The following is an 18,490-nucleotide window of genomic DNA, read 5'->3' on the forward strand; positions in this document are numbered from 1 at the left end:
CTTGCAAAGGGGATGGTGTGGATATTTCAGAAATTCCGGTATTAACCAAAGTCGTTCAGAAAACGGCGGCACCGGCTATCGAGATGGATGAATTGGTTGCGCAGCTTAAACAGGCGTTGTTGCCGGAAATCACTCAACTGGTGACGGCACAACTGGCCGAGAAGAGCCCTGATACCTTTGCCGCCGGGCAGCAGTCTCTTGCCGATTATGCTAACACACTGCAACAAGAGGTGCTGGCGAAGGCACAGTCGCAGGTCGGTGATAGCATTCAGGCGATAGAGCAGGCCTTCCGTGAGGCGATGGGGAATGTCAGCAAGCAGCAGTTGCAGGCATTTGAAGAGCAAGTGACGCGATTGACTGAAACGCAGCAAACGCAGATACAGTCGAGTGAGCAATCGTTTCAGGCCACACTGGAAAGCAATCTCCAACAACAATTGCAAGCGGTCGAGGAAAAGCTGTCGCAGTTAGGGCAAACCCAGCAGCAATTACTGGCGGCCACCGAACAAACCGTGCGTGACACGGTGGATAAAGCCAGTCAGCAATGGCTGGGTGAGACGCTGTCCCCGCTGGTAGATGCGCAGCAGGCGCAAATGGAGAGCCGCCTGCAATCCTTGCGTGAACAACTCGAACAGGGCCTGGTCGAGCATTTGCAACAATTGCAAGAAACGAATAAACAAACCTTGTCTGATAGCCAGGCATCGGCTGCCGCCACGCTGGTCGCAGACTACAAGCAGTCGCTGCAAGAGGCATTTACCGAGTTGAATGCAGCCCAAATGGCTGAGTTTAAACAGGGTATGCAAGCTGAGCTTGCTGCATCAGAGCCAGTTTTGCAGGAGAAAGTAGCTGCACTGGTCGCAACGGCGGTGGCGACACAACTGCAGGAAATGGAGGCTGAAATGAACAAACGCCTCAAGTCACGTATTCTGGAAGTATTACAGGGCATCAAGTTTGTGATGCCCACGATTTAACTTATGCGTTGGTCAGTGTCAACATGACCGGTGTATGATCGCTGGGGCGCTCCAGTTTACGCGGTGCCTTGTCTATCACACAGCTCTGGCACAGGGCTTGTAAGGCATCACTGACCAGAATATGGTCTATGCGCATGCCCATGTTGCGGCGGAAGGCGGCCATCCGGTAATCCCACCAGCTAAATTGCCCGGCTTCGTCGTTAAACAGGCGAAAGCTATCGTGTAATCCCAGCGCTAATAACTGCTGAAACGCGTCCCGTTCGGGCTGGCTCACCAGCACTTGCCCTTCCCAGGCAACCGGGTCATGGCAATCTCTATCATCCGGTGCAATATTGTAATCCCCCAACAAAGCGAGTTTTTCGTGTTGCTTTAACTCGTCCGTGACCCAGTTCTGCAAGGCGGCCAGCCAGTTGAGCTTGTATTGATATTTATCTGAATCTAGCGCCTGGCCATTGACCACATACGCGCAAATCACACGCACACCTTGTATCGTGGCAGCAATAATGCGCTTTTGCTCATCGGCAAAATTTGGCAGGTCAAGGTGCACATCGTTGAGTGGATGCGGGCTGATAATCGCCACGCCATTGTAGGTTTTCTGACCATTATGGACCGCATTAAACCCGGCTTCTTGCAAGGCGGCATAAGGAAACTTGCTGTCCTCCTGCTTGGTTTCCTGCAGGCACAATACGTCCGGCTGATTGGCGGCCAGCCAGTCCAGCACATGTGGCAAGCGTACAGTCAGCGAGTTGACGTTCCAGGTAGCCAGTTTCAACAAAGTTCTCCACAAATGATTTGGCGAAAGGCGCTGTATGCGCCTGAGGGTCACACGCATTTTACACGACTCTTTTAACCATGCCGTCAATCACCACACCGTGGCTGATGACTATGTTGATTGCGTGATCTGCTATATATCAGACAAATGGCGTATTTTTCAATCACGCGCTCCCCGTTACAGTGACGCTTGCATGGTTTGATATCGGGAGCAAAAAATGAACAGCAGCAAAGGGAGTCGCGCAGGTTTCTCCAGAAGTGAGTGGTGGCTGGTTGTGGCGATTGTGCTAGTGGCGATAGGCTTGCGGCCGGGAATTGTTTCCATGGGGCCTGCCTTGCCTGCCATCATAGAAGCATTTCAATTGAGTCACGCCGTGGCCTCGATGATGACGGCGATTCCTGATCTATTAATGGGGGCGTTGGCTTTACCTACACCGTGGCTGGTGCGCCGGTTTGGCGTCAATAAAGTGTTAATGGTGGCTTTGAGTGTGCTGAGTATTTCAATGTTAGTGCGCGCTTACTCTTGTGGCAGTGTCTTGCTATTGAGTACCACGGTCGGGGTGGGTGCTGGTATTGCTGTGGCAGGCGCTATGTTTGCAGGCATAGCTAAAGCCAGCTTTGCCAATCGAGCAGCGTTAATCATGGGCATTTATGCTACTGCTTTGTCATTGGGCAGTACCTTGTCGGCCGGGCTGACTGGCTGGATATTGCAGTTTGCAGGCTGGCGCCTGGCAACCGGGGTTTGGGCGGCATTTGCTGCCATTGCCATCGTTGCCTGGTGGCTTGTGATCCGTAAATCACTCACAACGCGGCAGGTAAGTGAGCCATTAGCTATGGAGGCCGTCGCCCCCCGCTTGCCTTTGCGCACCCCTGTTGCCTGGATGATAGCGTTGTTTTTTGCCTGCGTTAATTTCCTGTTTTACTCCATCCTCACCTGGACGGCAGCTATGTACCAGGAGACTGGCATGCCTGCCGCAGAGGCAGGGGCGGTGCTGGCCAGCTTCACCTTCTGCTTCATGCTGGCTAGCCCGGTGGTTGGCATGTATAGCCGCCAACTTGACAGGCGTGGCTGGCTTACAGGCTGCGCCCTGTTGTCTACAGTTGGCTTGGCAGGCATGGCGACGCCTGGGGCATCACCTTGGCTATGGGTGCCGGTCACCGCATTTGGCCTGGGTGGTGCATTTACACTGGCGATGACTTTGCCTCTGGATCATACCCATACACCAGATGCGGCTAATCGCTGGAATGCCTTTGTGTTGACCATCGGCTATCTCATCGCCGCTACCGGGCCATTTATTATGGGCCTGATGCACGATAGAAGTGGGCACTTTGTTGGCGGTTATCAATTGCTGGTTGCTGTTTCTGTGCTGATGTTGCTATTGGCTACCCGGTTGAAGCCGCCGCGTCATTAAACGGTTTTGGGATGTCGCGGGTTGCGCGCCTGCGGCCATCGCATTGGGGATCATGCATCCAATTACATTGATACCAGTATAAATGGCTGTCTGTTTGTTTGATGTAATTGGCAGCATATACGGTATAAATTAGGCTGGATTTTTATGATGAGCCTAACGCCTCAACCCCAATTGCAGTGATGTGTTGACGATACCAATGAAGCGCGATTCAATCTTATGTTTACTCAGATGGCTGGTCACATGCGTTGCCCTTGCCTGCGCGCTGGTATCCGTCGCTGCTGAGAATATTACATTACAACTCAAATGGCGCCACCAGTTCCAGTTTGCAGGCTACTACGCTGCCCAGCAGCAAGGCTATTATCGTGACGAAGGGTTAAACGTCAAATTCATTGAAGGCAGCAAAGACCTGCCGCCCTTGCAGCAAGTGTTATCCGGGCAAGCCGATTACAGCATAGGTGATGCCGAGATCCTGGTGTCACGTATTTCCGGCAAACCGGTGGTCGCATTGGCAGCGATCTTTCAACATTCCCCTGGAGTATTGCTCAGCCTGAAGGAAAGCAATATTCAAACCCCTGAAGACCTGATTGGCAAGCGTATCATGATGTCGACCGACGGGCAGGGGGTCTATCAGTTCAAAGCCATGTTGTTAAAGCAGCATCTGGATATCAAGCAGATGACGATCGTGCCGCATAGCTGGCGCCTGCAGGATTTGATTGAGGGTAAGGTGGATGTGGTGTCTGCTTATGCCATGGACGAGCCCGGGCAATTGCAGCAAATGGGATATACGCCCAGCATCATCAGCAACCAGCCATATGGCGTTGATTTTTACGGCGATGTGTTATTTACCAGTGAGCGTGAATTAGCCAAGCATCCCGAGCGCGTAGAGGCTTTTTTGCGGGCGACCAAAAAGGGCTGGCTGTATGCATTGAGCCACCAGGAGGAAGTGGCTGACCTGATTGCCGATATGCCAGGCGTGGCCAAGCGCGGCGTCACTAAACAAACGCTGCTGCAGGAAGCCAGTTCGATGGTGCCATACGTGCTCACTGATGTGGTGCCGTGGGGGCATATGAATGAAGAGCGCTGGTATGCCATCGCGCAAACACTGGCAGAGCTGGACTTGGTGCCCAAGCACTATAACCTGAACGGTTTTATCTACCAGGGCGATATGCTGGTGAAACGGCCTTATATCACTTGGCTGGTGCGCGGTGTTTCAATCCTGTTGCTCATCTTGGGGGCTACCTTCCTGTGGAACTTGCAGATCAGGCGACAGGTGGTTCTGCGTACCCAGGCACTGCAAAATGAAATTGATCGCCGTACCCAGGCCGAGTACCTGCTCAAGGTGGCTGGTAGTGTGGCGAAAATCGGTGGTTGGGTGATAGACCTTAAAACCAACCTGATTCATTGGTCAGACGAAGTGGCAATTTTGCATGAAATGCCGCCAGGCTATTCGCCGACGGTAGAGGAGGGTGTGAGCATGTTTGTGCCTGAATATCAGGCATTGATGTGTAGCGCGATTCGGCAATGTATCGATGAAGGCGTGCCTTATGACCTGGAGATGGAAAAGATCACTGCCAATGGTCGTCGCTTCTGGGTACGCGCCATGGGGCGGCCGGTCCGCGATAGCGAGGGCAAAGTTGTCAAACTACAAGGCTCATTGCAAGACATCACTGCGCACAAACAACTCGCGGCCATCAAACAGGGGCAGGACAGAATTCAGGCCATGATGCTGGCCGATGTGGCGTTGCCAGACATTTTGCACGCCGCTGTATTGTTAATCGAACAGCACTTCCCGGATGTCAGTTGTGCGATGTTGCTACTGGACAAAGAAGGCCAGCATTTGCGCCACGCCGCCTCTGCCAGGCTGCCTGCCGCTTATGCAAAAGCCATTGATGGCATAGCGCTGGAGGCTTGTGGGGTTGCCGCGCTCACAGAAGGTCGCGTAATTGCCGAAGACATCAGCACACACCCGTTATGGCAGCAATGCTGCGAACTGGCGATTACCCATGGGTTGCGCGCCTGCTGGACCATGCCTATTTTGTCGCGCAGCCGCCGTGTGCTGGGCGTGTTGGCCATGTATCGCCAGCAGCGACATAGCCCACCAGTGGCTGAGCTGGACTTTATCGACAGCTACGCTCAAATCCTCGGGCTGGCGATTGAACGTGAGCAGTCAGACGAACAGCTACATTTATTGCGAAATGGTGTCTCCAGGCTCAATGACATTGTGATGATTACCGAATCGCCGCTGCATGCGCCCATGCAGCAAAAAATCGTTTTTTTAAATGAGGCATTTATCCGCATTACCGGCCGCTCAGTGGATTTGCTAAGCGGCATTTCCCCCTTTGAGTTGTTTCAGGAGGCGACGCCAGGGCGTGAACTGGAGCGGATCAAAGACGCCTTTCAGCACATGCGCCCGGTCAAAACCGAGGTGGTGACCGTGAATCAGGACGGTGTCGGTATTTCACTTGAAATGGATGCGCTGCCGTTACTGGATAAAGGAGGGCTGGTCACGCATTGGGTGGCGGTGCTCAGGGATATTACCGAGCGCAAACAGGCCGATGCGCAAATCCGCCAGCTGGCTTATTACGACACCATGACCGGCTTGCCCAACCGCATGCTGTTACAGGAAAAACTGGCTTCGCATGTGCGTAAAGCCATGCGCAAGGAAACGGGCGGCGCTTTGTTGTTTATCGATATCGACAACTTTAAAACGCTCAATGATACGCACGGCCATGATGTGGGTGATGCCTTGCTGGTCGAAGTGGCCAAGCGCATCAGGCAGTCGGTACGACGCCTGGATACGGTGAGTCGCCTGGGCGGAGATGAATTTGTAGTTGTACTGGATAGTTTGCATCATGATGCCTTGCAGGCAGAGAAGCAGGCCAGGCGTGTGTGCGAAAAGATTGTGGCCGCCTTTAAAAAACCGTTTAACCTCAAGCATTATCAACATTACACCACGCCCAGTATCGGTGTGGTGCTGTTTGACCCGGAACACATGAGCCAAACGGACGAATTGCTGCGTCGTGCAGACATGGCCATGTATAAAGCCAAAGAAGCCGGACGCAATGGCTATCAGTTTTTTGATACCCAAATGGAAACCGAGTTGCGTCAACGCGCCGCGCTGGAGGCCGATTTGCACACAGCGATTGAGAAGCAGGAATTCATTCTGCATTTTCAGCCGCAATACAATCAGAAACACGATATCGTCGGTGCTGAAGCGCTGGTGCGCTGGGAACACCCTGACCACGGTGTCATTATGCCCGGGCAATTTATCAGCCTGGCAGAAAATACCGGCCAGATTGTAGAGCTAGGCCGCTGGGTGTTGCAGGAAGCCTGTGGCATGTTGCAGCGTTGGGCCGGCCATCCACAATTACGTCACCTGGTGCTGTCGGTCAATGTCAGCCCCAAGCAATATTTGCAGCCAGACTTTGTGACAGAGGTGCAGCATATGCTCACTGAAACAGGCATAGACCCCGGCAATCTCAAACTGGAGCTGACAGAAAGCATGCTGGTGGATAATGTCGAGGACATCATTGCTAAAATGGCTGCCCTCAAGCAAATCGGTGTCTGCTTCTCTCTGGATGATTTTGGCACGGGGTATTCTTCGCTGTCTTACCTGAAACGCTTGCCGTTTGACCAATTGAAAATTGACCAGTCCTTTGTGCGCGATATGCTCAACGGCCACGACCATGAAAGCATCGTTAATGCCATCATTTCGCTGGCGCAAAGCCTCAAATTGGAGATACTGGCCGAAGGCGTCGAAACCGAAGCACAACTCAATGTGCTTAAGGACCTGGGTTGTGAAATTTTCCAGGGCTATTATTTCACCAGGCCTTTGGCATTGGATGCGTTTGAAGCCTGGGTTGTCCAGCCGCCACTGTCTGCCAAGCATCAAGCTGTTTTACAGGCGAGTTAAACTTGGCGCGATCTCAGCTCGGCTGGTATAAAACAAACACCCCCTGAAACGTTGACGTGATTCTGGATTCGCACACAATGTGCGCATTGATGATCAGTTTTGCTCGCCCGCGCTGGTGATAATGCTCTAGAAATAACGGCCAGTCCTCCACCGATTGCAAAGTGGCAACACACTCGAAATCGCTATGTACTGGCAGCAAGAACTTGATTTCCTGCTGCTTGATCACCAGGCTGCCCGTCAGTCCGGCTTGCTGTATTTTGTGTTGCAGCAATGACCAGGCGGTCGTAATCGAAATGGCGGCAATGCTGCCACCAAATACAATATCCAGGTGATTTTTATTTAATGTATACGAACCACGCACGGTGAGTGTGTTCTCGGCTATGTTTGTGATCTTGATACCGAGGTTTCTGGTTTGCGGGATCAGTTCAAACAGTTTATTTTCAAAAGTCTCTTCCAGTGTGGCCATTGATCTTCCTTCGGGCATATCGGGTTAAACAGGCAGGTGCCGAAAAGCAAAAAACCTCAAGCGGGGCTTGAGGTTTTTACAGGTGAACGATTGTTGATGGCTCAACAATGCATCCTGCTTAAGCAGCAAAATTCTTTGCTGCAAATTCCCAGTTCACCAGGTGATTGAGGAATGTTTCGACAAATTTTGGACGCGCATTGCGGTGGTCGATGTAGTAAGCGTGTTCCCATACGTCGATGGTCAGCAGTGCTGTGTCGCCAGTGGTCAGCGGGGTGCCAGCAGCACCCATGTTGACGATGTCAACAGAGCCGTCCGCTTTTTTCACCAACCATGTCCAGCCAGAGCCAAAGTTACCAACGGCTGAAGTCTGGAAGGCTTTCTTGAACTCTTCATATGAACCCCATTTGGCGTTAATGGCAGTCGCCAATGCACCGCTTGGTTCACCGCCACCGTTTGGAGACAGGCAGTTCCAGAAGAATGTGTGGTTCCAGACTTGGGCAGAGTTGTTGTAGATGCCAGCAGAAGATTTTTTAATGATGTCTTCCAAAGCGGCGTTTTCAAACTCAGTGCCTTTGATCAGGTTGTTGAGGTTGGTCACATATGCTTGGTGGTGCTTGCTGTAGTGGTAGTCAAAGGTTTCTTCTGACATGTGTGGGGCCAATGCATTTTTTGCAAATGGCAATGCTGGTAAGGCGTGTTCCATGGATGTTCCTTTTTTAGGTTTGTTGAAATGTAAGCCTGCTTTTGTAAGCTAAGACGATGTGACATTAGAGTCACGTGACTGGCAAAGGTTTACCAATTTAGTAGGGTTATTTTGCCATATTTTGCCATCTTGCAAAACCTTGGCTGTGTGATCATTCGGTAGAAAACCGCTATTTTTTGCGCGCACGCGGGTGGGCGGCGTCATAAATTTTACTCAAATGTTGAAAGTCGAGGTGGGTGTAAACTTGTGTGGTGCTGATGTTGGCATGCCCCAGCATTTCTTGCACGGCACGCAAATCGCCACTGCTTTGCAAAACGTGACTGGCAAAACTGTGGCGCAACATGTGCGGGTGCACATGGTTATGCAGCCCTTGTTTAGTGACCCAGTGATTGATGCGGATTTGCACGGTGCGTGCGTGAATGCGGCGACCTTGCTGACTGACGAATACGGCCATTTCTGTCGGTCGTTTGGTGAGCCAAAGCGGCCGGATCGCTAGCCACGCTTTGAGCGCTGTGACGGCTTTGCTGCCTAAAGGCACCATGCGGGTTTTGTTGCCTTTACCTGTGACTGTGATCAGGCCTTCTGGCAAGTCCAGCCTGTCTAAGTTCAGGTCAACCAATTCGCTCAGGCGCAGGCCTGAGGAATAAAATAGCTCCAGCATGGCACGGTCACGCACGGTAATCGCTTCGTCGCCTTCAATATCGACCAGCTTGATGGTTTGCTCTATGGATAGCGCATGCGGTAAAGTTTTAGGTGCTTTGGGCGCACGCAAACCGATGACAGGGTTGGCCGGAAAATGTTTGTGTAATACCAAATAGCGATAAAAACCACGCCAACTGGACAAGATGCGGGCGATGCTGCGGCCATGCATGCCTTGGCTATTGAGGCTGGCTATTTGGCGACGAATGTCTTGTGGGGTGAGAGTCTGAAGATTGTCTGCGTGTTGGGTTAACAGTCGCTCAATATCGCGCTGATAGTTGTTGCGCGTATGCTCGCTGAGTCCTCGCTCAAAGTGCAGAAAGTCGAGGTAGTCGTCCAGTAACTCATGCATGGACACTACCTCTAGTGAGCGGGTCTACGCTGACAATTGCCGCAAGAAGATACCTCTTGGCGGAAACCTCAGCGGGGGCTTTCATATAATATATCTGGCCAGAGATGCGCTGACCAGCTCGCCGATCCGGTTGAGGAATAAGGTGCCCATGCCGGCATAAAAGCGGCTGCGTTGTTCGCTGGGGATTGCCATCAGGCCAAAAGTGACTTCCTGATAGCGCATGGGAATTACTGCCAGTGAGGCTGGTGATTCTGTAAACCAGCCGGCGATATCCATGGTTGGCAAGGTACCACAATAGGGTTGGCTCAAGTCTTTGGCCCAGTTTTTCAGCGAGTCTTCTGCATCTATAAACAAATCATCTGCGGCATGGCTTTCGTTGACCCATAGTTTGAGCTGTGCATTGGGCAATTGAAAGTGTGAGGCAAGAAACGCGACCAGGTGAGTATGTAATGCGGCAACATCTTTGGCAAACAATAAGCCCAGGGACAGCTCATGCACTTTGTTTGCGGTGGCCTCATTTTCCTCGGCGGTGAGAATCAGCTCGGTAAAACGTGATTCCAGCACGCGAATTTTATCGCGCTGGGCGATTTGCTGACGCTCAGCCAGTGAGATTGTACCTTTGCCATGTGGGCTAGGCAAAAACAGCTCCGCCAGCAAGTGCGCATGACTTTCAAAAAAGTCTGGATGCGCCTTGAGGTAATGCTTGATATCGTTTTCGTTAATACTGTCTTCCATGCTGCTATTCTGGTCTCTCTAAATCTCTATTTCGCCGTCAAAGACAATCTCTGCCGGTCCTGTCATCATGACCGGTGCGCCATCGCCCGCCCATTGAATCGTTAAAATGCCGCCACGGGTATGTACTTTTACCGGGCTTTGCAAGGTGCCGAGCTGAATGCCGCTAACCGCCGCCGCACAGGCACCGGTGCCACAGGCCAGCGTTTCGCCGCTGCCACGCTCATAGACGCGCAGGTTGATTTCGTGGGCGTTAAGCACCTGCATAAACCCGGCATTTACGCGTTGCGGAAAGCGCGGGTGCGATTCTATTTGCGGGCCCAGACTGGCGACTTCGGCGGTGTGCACGTTTTCGACCAGCATGACGGCGTGTGGGTTGCCCATGGAGACTGCACTGATGGTCACGGTATCGTGTGCCAGTGGCAGTTCGTAAGTGCTCGCTTGTGCATCCGCCTCGAACGGAACCTGTGCCGGGATGAAGCGTGGCGCGCCCATATTGACCGTCACTTGGCCATCGTCTTGCAGCATCAGCGTAATCACGCCACTGGCGGTTTCCACCTTGATCTCTCGCTTGTGGGTCAGGCCTTTTTCGACCACGAAGCGCACAAAACAACGGGCACCATTGCCACATTGTTCCACTTCGCCGCCATCGGCGTTAAAAATGCGGTAACGGAAATCTACCCCAGCCGTGTCGGTTGATTCGACCATGAGTAACTGGTCGCAACCGACGCCGAAAAAGCGGTTGGCGATGTGCTGGATTTGGCCATGCGAGAGATGCACAGGAGTCTGCGTGGCATCAATCACAACAAAATCATTGCCAGCGCCCTGCATTTTGGTAAATCGTAATTTCATAGCTCAAGATGATACTCCATCATGCCGTTGAAGACATCCTCAGGGCGAAGATTTATTCCTTGCCAGAAATAAACTCAGGTAAAATCTTCGTTCCCAATTTGGGTGCTGGCTTCAGCCTTTAGTCAGTGCCGTTTATTAACTCCATTACTTTTCAAGGCGTCAAACATGAGTGAATATCTTTTTACTTCGGAATCGGTTTCCGAAGGCCATCCCGACAAGTTAGCTGATCAGGTGTCTGACAGTATTCTTGATGCCATTCTGGCCCAAGACCCGACAGCCCGCGTCGCTGCTGAAACCCTGGCGAACACTGGGCTGGTTGTATTGGCCGGTGAAATTACGACAACGGCCAATGTCGACTATATTAAAGTGGCGCGTGATGCGATTAAGCGCATTGGCTACGACAACACCGATTACGGCATCGACTACAAAGGTTGTGCCGTGTTGGTCGCTTACGATAAACAATCGCCAGACATTGCCCAGGGTGTAGATAACGCCAATGATGATCCGCTGGATCAGGGCGCTGGTGACCAGGGCCTGATGTTTGGCTATGCCGTGAATGAAACACCACAATTGATGCCATTGCCGATCTGGCTCAGCCATCGCGTGATGGAGCGTCAATCACAATTGCGTAAAGATGGCCGTTTGCCATGGTTGCGCCCGGATGCCAAGTCGCAAGTGACCATTCAGTATGTGGATGGTAAACCGTTCAAGATTGATACCGTGCTGGTTTCTACGCAACATGCGCCAGAGATGTCTCTGGAGGCCATTCGCGAAGCGGTGATTGAAGAAATCATCAAGCCAACCTTGCCTGCCGAGTTGATTAAGGGCGAGATTAAGTACCTGGTGAACCCGACTGGTCGCTTTGTCATCGGGGGGCCGCAAGGCGATTGCGGCCTGACTGGGCGCAAGATTATTGTGGATACCTACGGTGGCGCAGCGCCACACGGTGGTGGTGCATTCTCAGGCAAGGATCCTTCCAAGGTCGACCGTTCGGCGGCATATGCGGGCCGTTACGTGGCGAAAAATATTGTTGCGGCCGGTTTGGCTGACAAATGCCTGGTGCAGGTCAGCTACGCGATTGGCGTGGCTCAGCCAACGTCTATCATGGTTGAAACCTATGGCACAGGCAAAATTTCAGATGAGCGCCTGACCCAACTGGTGCGTGAACATTTTGATTTGCGTCCAAAAGGCATTGTTAAAATGCTGGATCTGCTGCGCCCGATTTACACCAAAACTGCGGCCTATGGCCACTTTGGCCGTGATGAGCCAGAGTTCAGTTGGGAAGCCACGGATAAAGCGGCTGCATTGCGTGCCGCTGCGGGGCTGTGATGACGCGTCAAACATGATTTAATATTCGTATAAATGTAATTTTGAAGAGGGCTTTTAGCCCTCTTTTTTTTCATTTTTTTTCCGATAATCAATTATAAGATGTAAACATTATGTAGGGTCATCAGGGCAATATGTTAAAAACAATAGCGATCAAAGAAGTGCGTTTGGGGATGTATATCCAAGAGCTGAAAGGCCCGTGGATGGACCATCCGTTTTGGCGTAGCAAATTTGTGCTGAATGATCCTGTTGATTTGCAAAAGTTAAGAGCAAGCCATTTGCAGCAGGTGGTGATTGATATCAGCCAGGGATTGGATGTGCTGCCCGAGCCTGATGTTGTTGAGCGCCAGCTCACGGATAAAGAAATGGCGATGCTGAAGCTGGATGGGCCCGTTGTGGCCGAGAATACCAGTGCCGAAAAGTTAAAGTCGACCACACTGGAAGCTGAGCGTGAGCAGGCCGCCAAGATTATTGCTTCTTCGCGTCGAGCGATTGAGTCCATGTTTAAAGATTTGCGCATGGGCAAGGCCATCGAGGCCGAAGCCGTGATGCCGCTGGTGGAAGAAATCTCGGCCTCAGTCACGCGCAATGTGCATGCGCTGATTAGCCTGGTGCGTTTAAAAACAGTCGATGATTACACCTATATGCATTCGGTGGCTGTCTGTGCACTGATGACTGCGCTCGGTAAAGAGCTTAAATTGTCCGAAACCGAAGTGAAGCAAGCCGGGTTGGCTGGCTTGATGCACGATATGGGCAAAGCCGGGATTCCGTTGCAGATTTTGAATAAACCGGGCTCGCTCACCGATAACGAATTTGATGTCATTCGCCAACATCCCCAGTTAGGGCATGACATGCTGGTAAAAGCCAATATATCCGATGCTGTGACGCTGGACGTGTGTTTGCATCACCATGAAAAAATGGATGGCTCTGGCTATCCTGAGCATTTAAGTGGTGATCAGATGACGATTTTTGCCAAGATGGGGGCGATCTGTGATGTTTATGACGCAGTGACTTCGACCCGCGCCTATAAACCGGCCTGGGAGCCGGGCATGGCCCTTAAACGCATGGCGAGCTGGAGTGGTCACTTTGACACCGAAGTGTTTAAAGCCTTTGTCAAAAGTCTGGGTATTTATCCGATCGGTACCGTGGTCATGTTGAAGTCTGGTCGTTTGGCCGTGGTGGTCAAGCAAACGCCCGATAGCTTGCTCAAGCCGGTCGTCAAAGCATTCTTCTCAACGAAGTCGAAAATACATATCCCGGTAATAGAGCTTGATTTGTCAAAAGGCATGGATGAGATTATCGGCAACGACTCTGCCACCACCTGGGGCGTGGGCAACATTGATCATTTATGGACCAACCATTGAGTGCGGGATTAGGTACATGCTTGGTGACGTAAAAAAAGGAGCCGATGGCTCCTTTTTTAGTCTGCGTCGTTTATTCTTCTGCCGGTTTTTTAGTCCGCTTGCTGGTGGCCGCTTTGGTGGTGCTGGCTTTCTTAGTGGCGGTTTTCTTCACTGTGGTTTTTGTAGTAGCTGTTTTTGCCGCAGCCGTTTTGGGCGCTGCGGCTTTCTTCGCCGCTGGTTTTTTAGCTGCTGGTTTTTTGCCGGTTTTGCCCCCGTTTTTGGCGGCTTTTTCTACCAGCAATTCCAGGGCCTGTTCTACCGTGAGCTCTTCTGGTGTGACGCTCTTAGGCAGCGTGGCGCGGATACCGTTGTGTTGCACATAAGGGCCAAAGCGACCAGAAAACACCTCAATACGACCTTCACCTGATGGGTGTTCACCCAGGTCTGCCAGTGGCGTCGGCCCATTCGCGGCGGCCAGCAGTTTCACGGCACCTTCGAGGTCTATGCTAAACACACTCTCGGTTTTGGGGATCGATTTAAACTTGCTATCGTGGTTCACATACGGCCCAAAGCGGCCAATATTGGCGACAATTTTTTTACCTGTTTCTGGATGTTGGCCCAGGTCGCGTGGCAAACTCAGCAACATATGTGCGGTGTCGATATTGACCTGGCTCAGCGGAATTTCTTTGGGGATGCTGACGCGTTTAGGTTTTTTCTTGTCGCCTTCTACCGGCTGACCCACTTGTAAATAAGGGCCATACGGGCCATTCATCAGGTAAATGTCTTTTTGCGTATCGACATCCTGCCCGATCACCACTGGCTCGCTGGCCATATTGGCTTCGCCATCCAGATTGCGTTTGTAATCGCACTTGGGTGTGGCGTTATAGCCGGTACAGCCAATAAAGCTACCGTAGCGGCTGAGCTGTTTCTGTAACTGACGGCCACATTTAGGGCACATCTCATCGATCAGTTCGTTACCTGGGCGCTCCACATCAGCTTTGACCTGAATCTGCTGGTTAAAGCCCTGCCAGAACTTGTCCATGACGGGCACCCAGTCCAGGTTACCTTCGGCAATTTCGTCCAGCTCATTTTCCAGCTTGGCGGTAAAGTCGTAGTCGACATACTGGGTGAAATGCTCGGTGAGGAATTTATTCACCACGCGGCCTACATCCGTCGGCGTAAAACGTTTTTTATCCAGCACCACATATTCGCGGTCTTGCAGCGTTGAGATAATGCTGGCGTAAGTCGAAGGGCGGCCAATGCCATACTCTTCGAGTGCTTTGACCAGGCTGGCTTCTGAATAGCGCGGTGGCGGCTCGGTAAAATGTTGTTCGCCGAAAATTCTCTCAACAGTCAACACCTCGCCAGTTTCCAGATGCGGCAACTTGGCTTCAGCATCTTCGTCCTCTTTATCATCGTCCTTGCCTTCCATATAGACGGCAATAAAGCCAGGGAAGACCAGCGTTTGGCCCGTGGCGCGGAAGAGGTTGGCATCTGTGCCGACCGCCAAATCCACGCTCACAGCATCATATTTGGCCTGTGTCATTTGGCAGGCCAGGGTACGCTTCCAGATCATTTCATACAATTTGAACTGTTCGTCGTTCAAGTATTGGCGCACGCTGGCAGGGGTACGTGTAATATCGGTCGGGCGAATCGCCTCGTGCGCCTCTTGCGCATTCTTGGCTTTGGTTTTGTACATGATAGGTGACTTGGGCAGGTAGTCTGCGTCAAAGTGCTTTTTCACGTAATCGCGGATTTGCATCACGGCTTCGGCTGCCAGGCTGAATGAGTCGGTACGCATATAGGTAATCAAACCGACCGTGCCGCTACCAACGTCCATGCCCTCGTATAATTGCTGCGCGACGCGCATGGCGCGGCTGGTAGTAAAGCCCAGCTTGCGCACGGCTTCCTGTTGCAGGGTAGACGTGGTGAACGGTGCGGCCGGGCTGCGGCTGCGTTGTTTTTTCTCCACCCGCGTGACCGTGGTTTTGCCAGCCGAGGCCAGCAATAACTTGCCCACAATGTCCGCTTGCTGATCATGGTTGGTGACGGTGAATTGTTCTACTTTCTGGCCATTGAGTTGTACCAGTCTGGCATCAAAGCCATGGGCATGCTTGAGCGCGCCCATATGGATGCTCCAGTATTCCTGGCTGGTAAAGGCTTCAATTTCCAGCTCGCGTTCTACAATCAGGCGCAGTGCCGGGCTTTGTACGCGGCCCGCGGACAAACCACGACGGATTTTCTTCCACAGCAACGGTGATAAGTTAAAGCCGACCAGGTAGTCCAGCGCGCGCCGCGCTTGCTGCGCGTTGACCAGATCCATGGAAATATCACGCGGATGGTCAATGGCGTGTTTCACCGCGGTTTGCGTAATTTCATTGAACTCTACGCGTTTTACCAGCTTGTTTTTGATCAGCTTTTTTTCTGCCAGAATCTCGGCAATATGCCACGAGATGGCTTCACCTTCGCGGTCCGGGTCGGTTGCCAGATAAATGCTGTCGGCATTTTTTACGGCTTTGGCAATGGCATCGACGTGTTTGCTGTTGCGGTCGATGATGTCGTACTTCATGGCGAACTGCTGCGTCGGGTCCACGGCGCCATTTTTAGGGATCAGGTCGCGCACATGCCCGTAAGAAGCCAGGACCTCAAAATCACCGCCCAAATATTTTTTGAGGGTTTTGGCCTTGGAGGGAGATTCAACGATCAGCAGTTTTGACATTGAGCAGTCTGTGTAAGAGTTGGCTAGATAATAGCAAGCGTTTTAACTACTAGACAATATATCGGTGCGGAAAGTCATCAATTAAGGTCTTTCCGCATCAAAACGTTGTGTTATTCCTCAGTGGTGACTGTCATCGGGAATGGTTTGCGTGCAAACTCGATGCGTTTGTCATCCTGAGTGGCAATCGACAATGCCATGTCGTTGCTGGCAAATTTTTCGTGGTCAAACATCGGGTCTTCGTCTTCTTCCTTGGCCTGGCTCAGATGCTTGAAGTCATACAAGTCAAAGTCAGCCAGGTGTGAAGGCTCGACATTGCCAATCGCACGGAAGATGTTATTGATGCGCCCCGGTTGTTCGCGTTCCCAGTTATTGAGCATATCCTTGATTTTCTGGCGTTGCAGGTTTTCCTGGCTGCCACACAAATCACACGGAATAATCGGGAACTGCATGCCGCGCGCATAGCTGGCAATGTCTTTTTCGGCACAATAAGCCAATGGGCGGATCACCATAAACTCACCGCGGTTGGTGGCCAGTTTAGGTGGCATGGCCTTCATTTTGGCGCCGTAGAACATATTGAGGAACAAGGTTTGCACGATGTCGTCGCGGTGGTGGCCCAGGGCAATTTTATTGGCACCCAATTGCTGTGCGGTCGTATAAATAATGCCGCGGCGCAGGCGTGAGCACAGGCTGCAGGTGGTTTTGCCTTCGGGGATTTTTTCTTTCACAATGGAGTAAGTATCCGCTTCTACAATGCGGTACTCCACGCCCAGTTTTTCCAGGTAGGCAGGCAAGATGTCTGCCGGGAAGCCTGGTTGTTTCTGGTCCAGGTTCATCGCAATCAATTTGAAGTTGATCGGTGCGCGCTCCTGCAAGGCCAGCAAAATCATTAACATGGCGTGGCTATCCTTGCCGCCGCTCATGCACACCAGCACGGTGTCACCTTCTTCAATCATGTTGTAATCGCCAATAGCTTTCCCAGTCGCGCTAATCAACTGATTGCGCAGTTTGAGGAAGTTTTGGCTAACGTCGTCTGGATAATGTTTGGTCTTCATAGGCGCGCATTATAGCGGAAAGCGAGGCAAAGTCACGCTAAGTCTTTGATTATTCTGGTTGATTTTATTCGGATAAAGAAACATCAGCATCGCAAGCTGTTCCTGCCGCGATCCAGCGCTTGAATAAACGGCTGGCCGATGCATTCATGTTTTCTGGCAGCCACCATAAAAAGCGCGCCGGTTCACTGACCATGCCACATAAATAACGCTGGGTCTGGTCACTCCAAATCAGCGCCCGGCATGGTGCCTCATGTGGCCACAGCAATGCCAGGCTGACCGGGCAGGGCTCGGCGGCACAACAGACGCCACAGCCGTTACACGCTGCACCCAAAGCGGGTTTGTGCGGAGCCTGCGCGTGTATGGTGATGGTTTGTGACTGGGCTTTCTTGGCCACTATAAACTCAAATTGCGTCCGCCATCGACTGCCAGCACGTGGCCGGTAATAAATGGCGCATCATAAATCAAGAATTTGACTGCTTTGGCAATGTCGGATGGTTCGCCTGTGCGTTTGAGCAAGGTTTGGTTAATGACTTGCTGGCGGTAGACCTCATCAAATTCCTGGTTATCATCTGGCCATAACACCGGGCCTGGGGCAACGGCGTTTACCCTGACCTCGGGGCCGAGCTCCTGCGCCAGCGATTTGGTCAGGCTGACCAGCCCAGCCTTGGCCGCACTGTAAACAATATAGTGCTTTTTCGGGCGCTCAATATGCATGTCGGTAATATTGACGATGCAGCCCTGACTGGCACGCAAAGCATCCGCCGCCGCCTGGCTTAAAAACAGCGGTGCTTTCAGGTTACTGCCCATCAGCTCTTCCCATTGTGCGGTATCTATCTGGCCGAGTTTGGTCGGGTAATAACTGGAAGCATTGTTGATTAGCGCATCAAGTCGGCCAAAGCGTTGCAAGGCAGAGGTGATCAGTTGCGATAATGCGGGCATATCGAGCAAATTTGCTTGTGCGATTACCACGCTGTCAGGCCGCGCCTGATTGAGCTCTGTTTGCAAGGCAAGCGCTTCGTCTGCACTGGTGTGGTAATGCAACAGAATATTGGCGCCTTGACGGTGTAGCTCGCGGGTGATGGCGGCGCCGACACGTTTGGCACCACCAGTAATCAGCACGACTTTAGAAGCGGAAGGGGAATTCACGTTGGTCTCTTTATTCTGGACTGGTCACATTATAAT

General features: G+C 52.0%; 15 protein-coding genes. 5 read left to right on the forward strand and 10 right to left on the reverse strand.

Annotated elements, in window-relative coordinates:
* Positions 1-17: 17 nt before the first annotated feature.
* Positions 18-968, forward strand: coding sequence for a hypothetical protein (locus tag MET42_RS0102380; RefSeq protein WP_019881144.1), 951 nt, complete (start codon positions 18-20; stop codon positions 966-968).
* Between the two features lies 1 nt (position 969).
* On the opposite strand, the gene xth is transcribed toward MET42_RS0102380, so the two are convergent.
* Positions 970-1,740: an exodeoxyribonuclease III gene (xth, locus tag MET42_RS0102385; protein ID WP_029512298.1), complete on the reverse strand. Its 771-nt coding sequence runs from the start codon at positions 1,738-1,740 to the stop codon at positions 970-972.
* A gap of 217 nt (positions 1,741-1,957) precedes the next feature.
* Here xth and MET42_RS0102390 point away from each other — a divergent pair, with 217 nt between their 5' ends.
* Both MET42_RS0102390 and MET42_RS0102395 read left to right on the forward strand, forming a co-directional pair.
* Positions 1,958-3,151 carry a CynX/NimT family MFS transporter gene (locus tag MET42_RS0102390; RefSeq protein ID WP_232411242.1) on the forward strand — a complete coding sequence of 398 codons (1,194 nt, stop codon included), beginning with the start codon at positions 1,958-1,960 and terminating at the stop codon, positions 3,149-3,151.
* Positions 3,152-3,347: 196 nt separating this feature from the next.
* Positions 3,348-7,064 (forward strand): EAL domain-containing protein, encoded by a 3,717-nt coding sequence (locus MET42_RS0102395; protein WP_019881148.1) that lies wholly within the window; start codon positions 3,348-3,350, stop codon positions 7,062-7,064.
* A 13-nt stretch (positions 7,065-7,077) separates the two neighbouring features.
* Here the strand turns inward: MET42_RS0102395 and MET42_RS0102400 are convergent, their stop codons facing one another.
* From MET42_RS0102400 to dapF, 5 genes are all read right to left on the reverse strand, one after another.
* Positions 7,078-7,530: a YiiD C-terminal domain-containing protein gene (locus tag MET42_RS0102400; protein ID WP_019881149.1), complete on the reverse strand. Its 453-nt coding sequence runs from the start codon at positions 7,528-7,530 to the stop codon at positions 7,078-7,080.
* A 118-nt stretch (positions 7,531-7,648) separates the two neighbouring features.
* Positions 7,649-8,233, reverse strand: a complete 585-nt coding sequence (locus MET42_RS0102405; protein WP_019881150.1) for a superoxide dismutase — start codon at positions 8,231-8,233, stop codon at positions 7,649-7,651.
* 169 nt (positions 8,234-8,402) lie between these two features.
* Positions 8,403-9,284 (reverse strand): tyrosine recombinase XerC, encoded by an 882-nt coding sequence (xerC, locus tag MET42_RS0102410; RefSeq protein ID WP_019881151.1) that lies wholly within the window; start codon positions 9,282-9,284, stop codon positions 8,403-8,405.
* An 81-nt stretch (positions 9,285-9,365) separates the two neighbouring features.
* Positions 9,366-10,019, reverse strand: a complete 654-nt coding sequence (locus tag MET42_RS0102415) for a DUF484 family protein (RefSeq protein WP_019881152.1) — start codon at positions 10,017-10,019, stop codon at positions 9,366-9,368.
* Positions 10,020-10,037: 18 nt separating this feature from the next.
* Positions 10,038-10,868, reverse strand: coding sequence for a diaminopimelate epimerase (dapF, locus tag MET42_RS0102420; protein WP_019881154.1), 831 nt, complete (start codon positions 10,866-10,868; stop codon positions 10,038-10,040).
* A 165-nt stretch (positions 10,869-11,033) separates the two neighbouring features.
* Here dapF and metK point away from each other — a divergent pair, with 165 nt between their 5' ends.
* Both metK and MET42_RS0102430 read left to right on the forward strand, forming a co-directional pair.
* Positions 11,034-12,197 (forward strand): methionine adenosyltransferase, encoded by a 1,164-nt coding sequence (gene metK / locus MET42_RS0102425; RefSeq protein WP_019881156.1) that lies wholly within the window; start codon positions 11,034-11,036, stop codon positions 12,195-12,197.
* 131 nt (positions 12,198-12,328) lie between these two features.
* Positions 12,329-13,558 carry an HD-GYP domain-containing protein gene (locus MET42_RS0102430; RefSeq protein ID WP_019881157.1) on the forward strand — a complete coding sequence of 410 codons (1,230 nt, stop codon included), beginning with the start codon at positions 12,329-12,331 and terminating at the stop codon, positions 13,556-13,558.
* Positions 13,559-13,628: 70 nt separating this feature from the next.
* On the opposite strand, the gene topA is transcribed toward MET42_RS0102430, so the two are convergent.
* From topA to MET42_RS0102450, 4 genes are all read right to left on the reverse strand, one after another.
* The gene (gene topA, locus MET42_RS0102435) at positions 13,629-16,256 is read right to left on the reverse strand and encodes a type I DNA topoisomerase (RefSeq protein ID WP_019881158.1); all 2,628 of its coding nucleotides are present in this window, start codon (positions 16,254-16,256) and stop codon (positions 13,629-13,631) included.
* A 110-nt stretch (positions 16,257-16,366) separates the two neighbouring features.
* Complete coding sequence (ttcA, locus tag MET42_RS0102440; RefSeq protein ID WP_019881159.1) at positions 16,367-17,308, reverse strand: tRNA 2-thiocytidine(32) synthetase TtcA; 942 nt, start codon at positions 17,306-17,308, stop codon at positions 16,367-16,369.
* 64 nt (positions 17,309-17,372) lie between these two features.
* Positions 17,373-17,702 (reverse strand): hypothetical protein, encoded by a 330-nt coding sequence (locus MET42_RS0102445; protein ID WP_019881160.1) that lies wholly within the window; start codon positions 17,700-17,702, stop codon positions 17,373-17,375.
* A complete protein-coding gene (locus tag MET42_RS0102450; protein ID WP_029512299.1) occupies positions 17,702-18,454 on the reverse strand; it encodes a pteridine reductase in 753 nt (250 codons plus the stop codon). The genes MET42_RS0102445 and MET42_RS0102450 overlap by 1 nt, the downstream gene beginning before the upstream one ends.
* Positions 18,455-18,490: the final 36 nt, after the last annotated feature.

Source organism: Methylophilus sp. 42, from assembly GCF_000384155.1.
Classification (GTDB): domain Bacteria; phylum Pseudomonadota; class Gammaproteobacteria; order Burkholderiales; family Methylophilaceae; genus Methylophilus.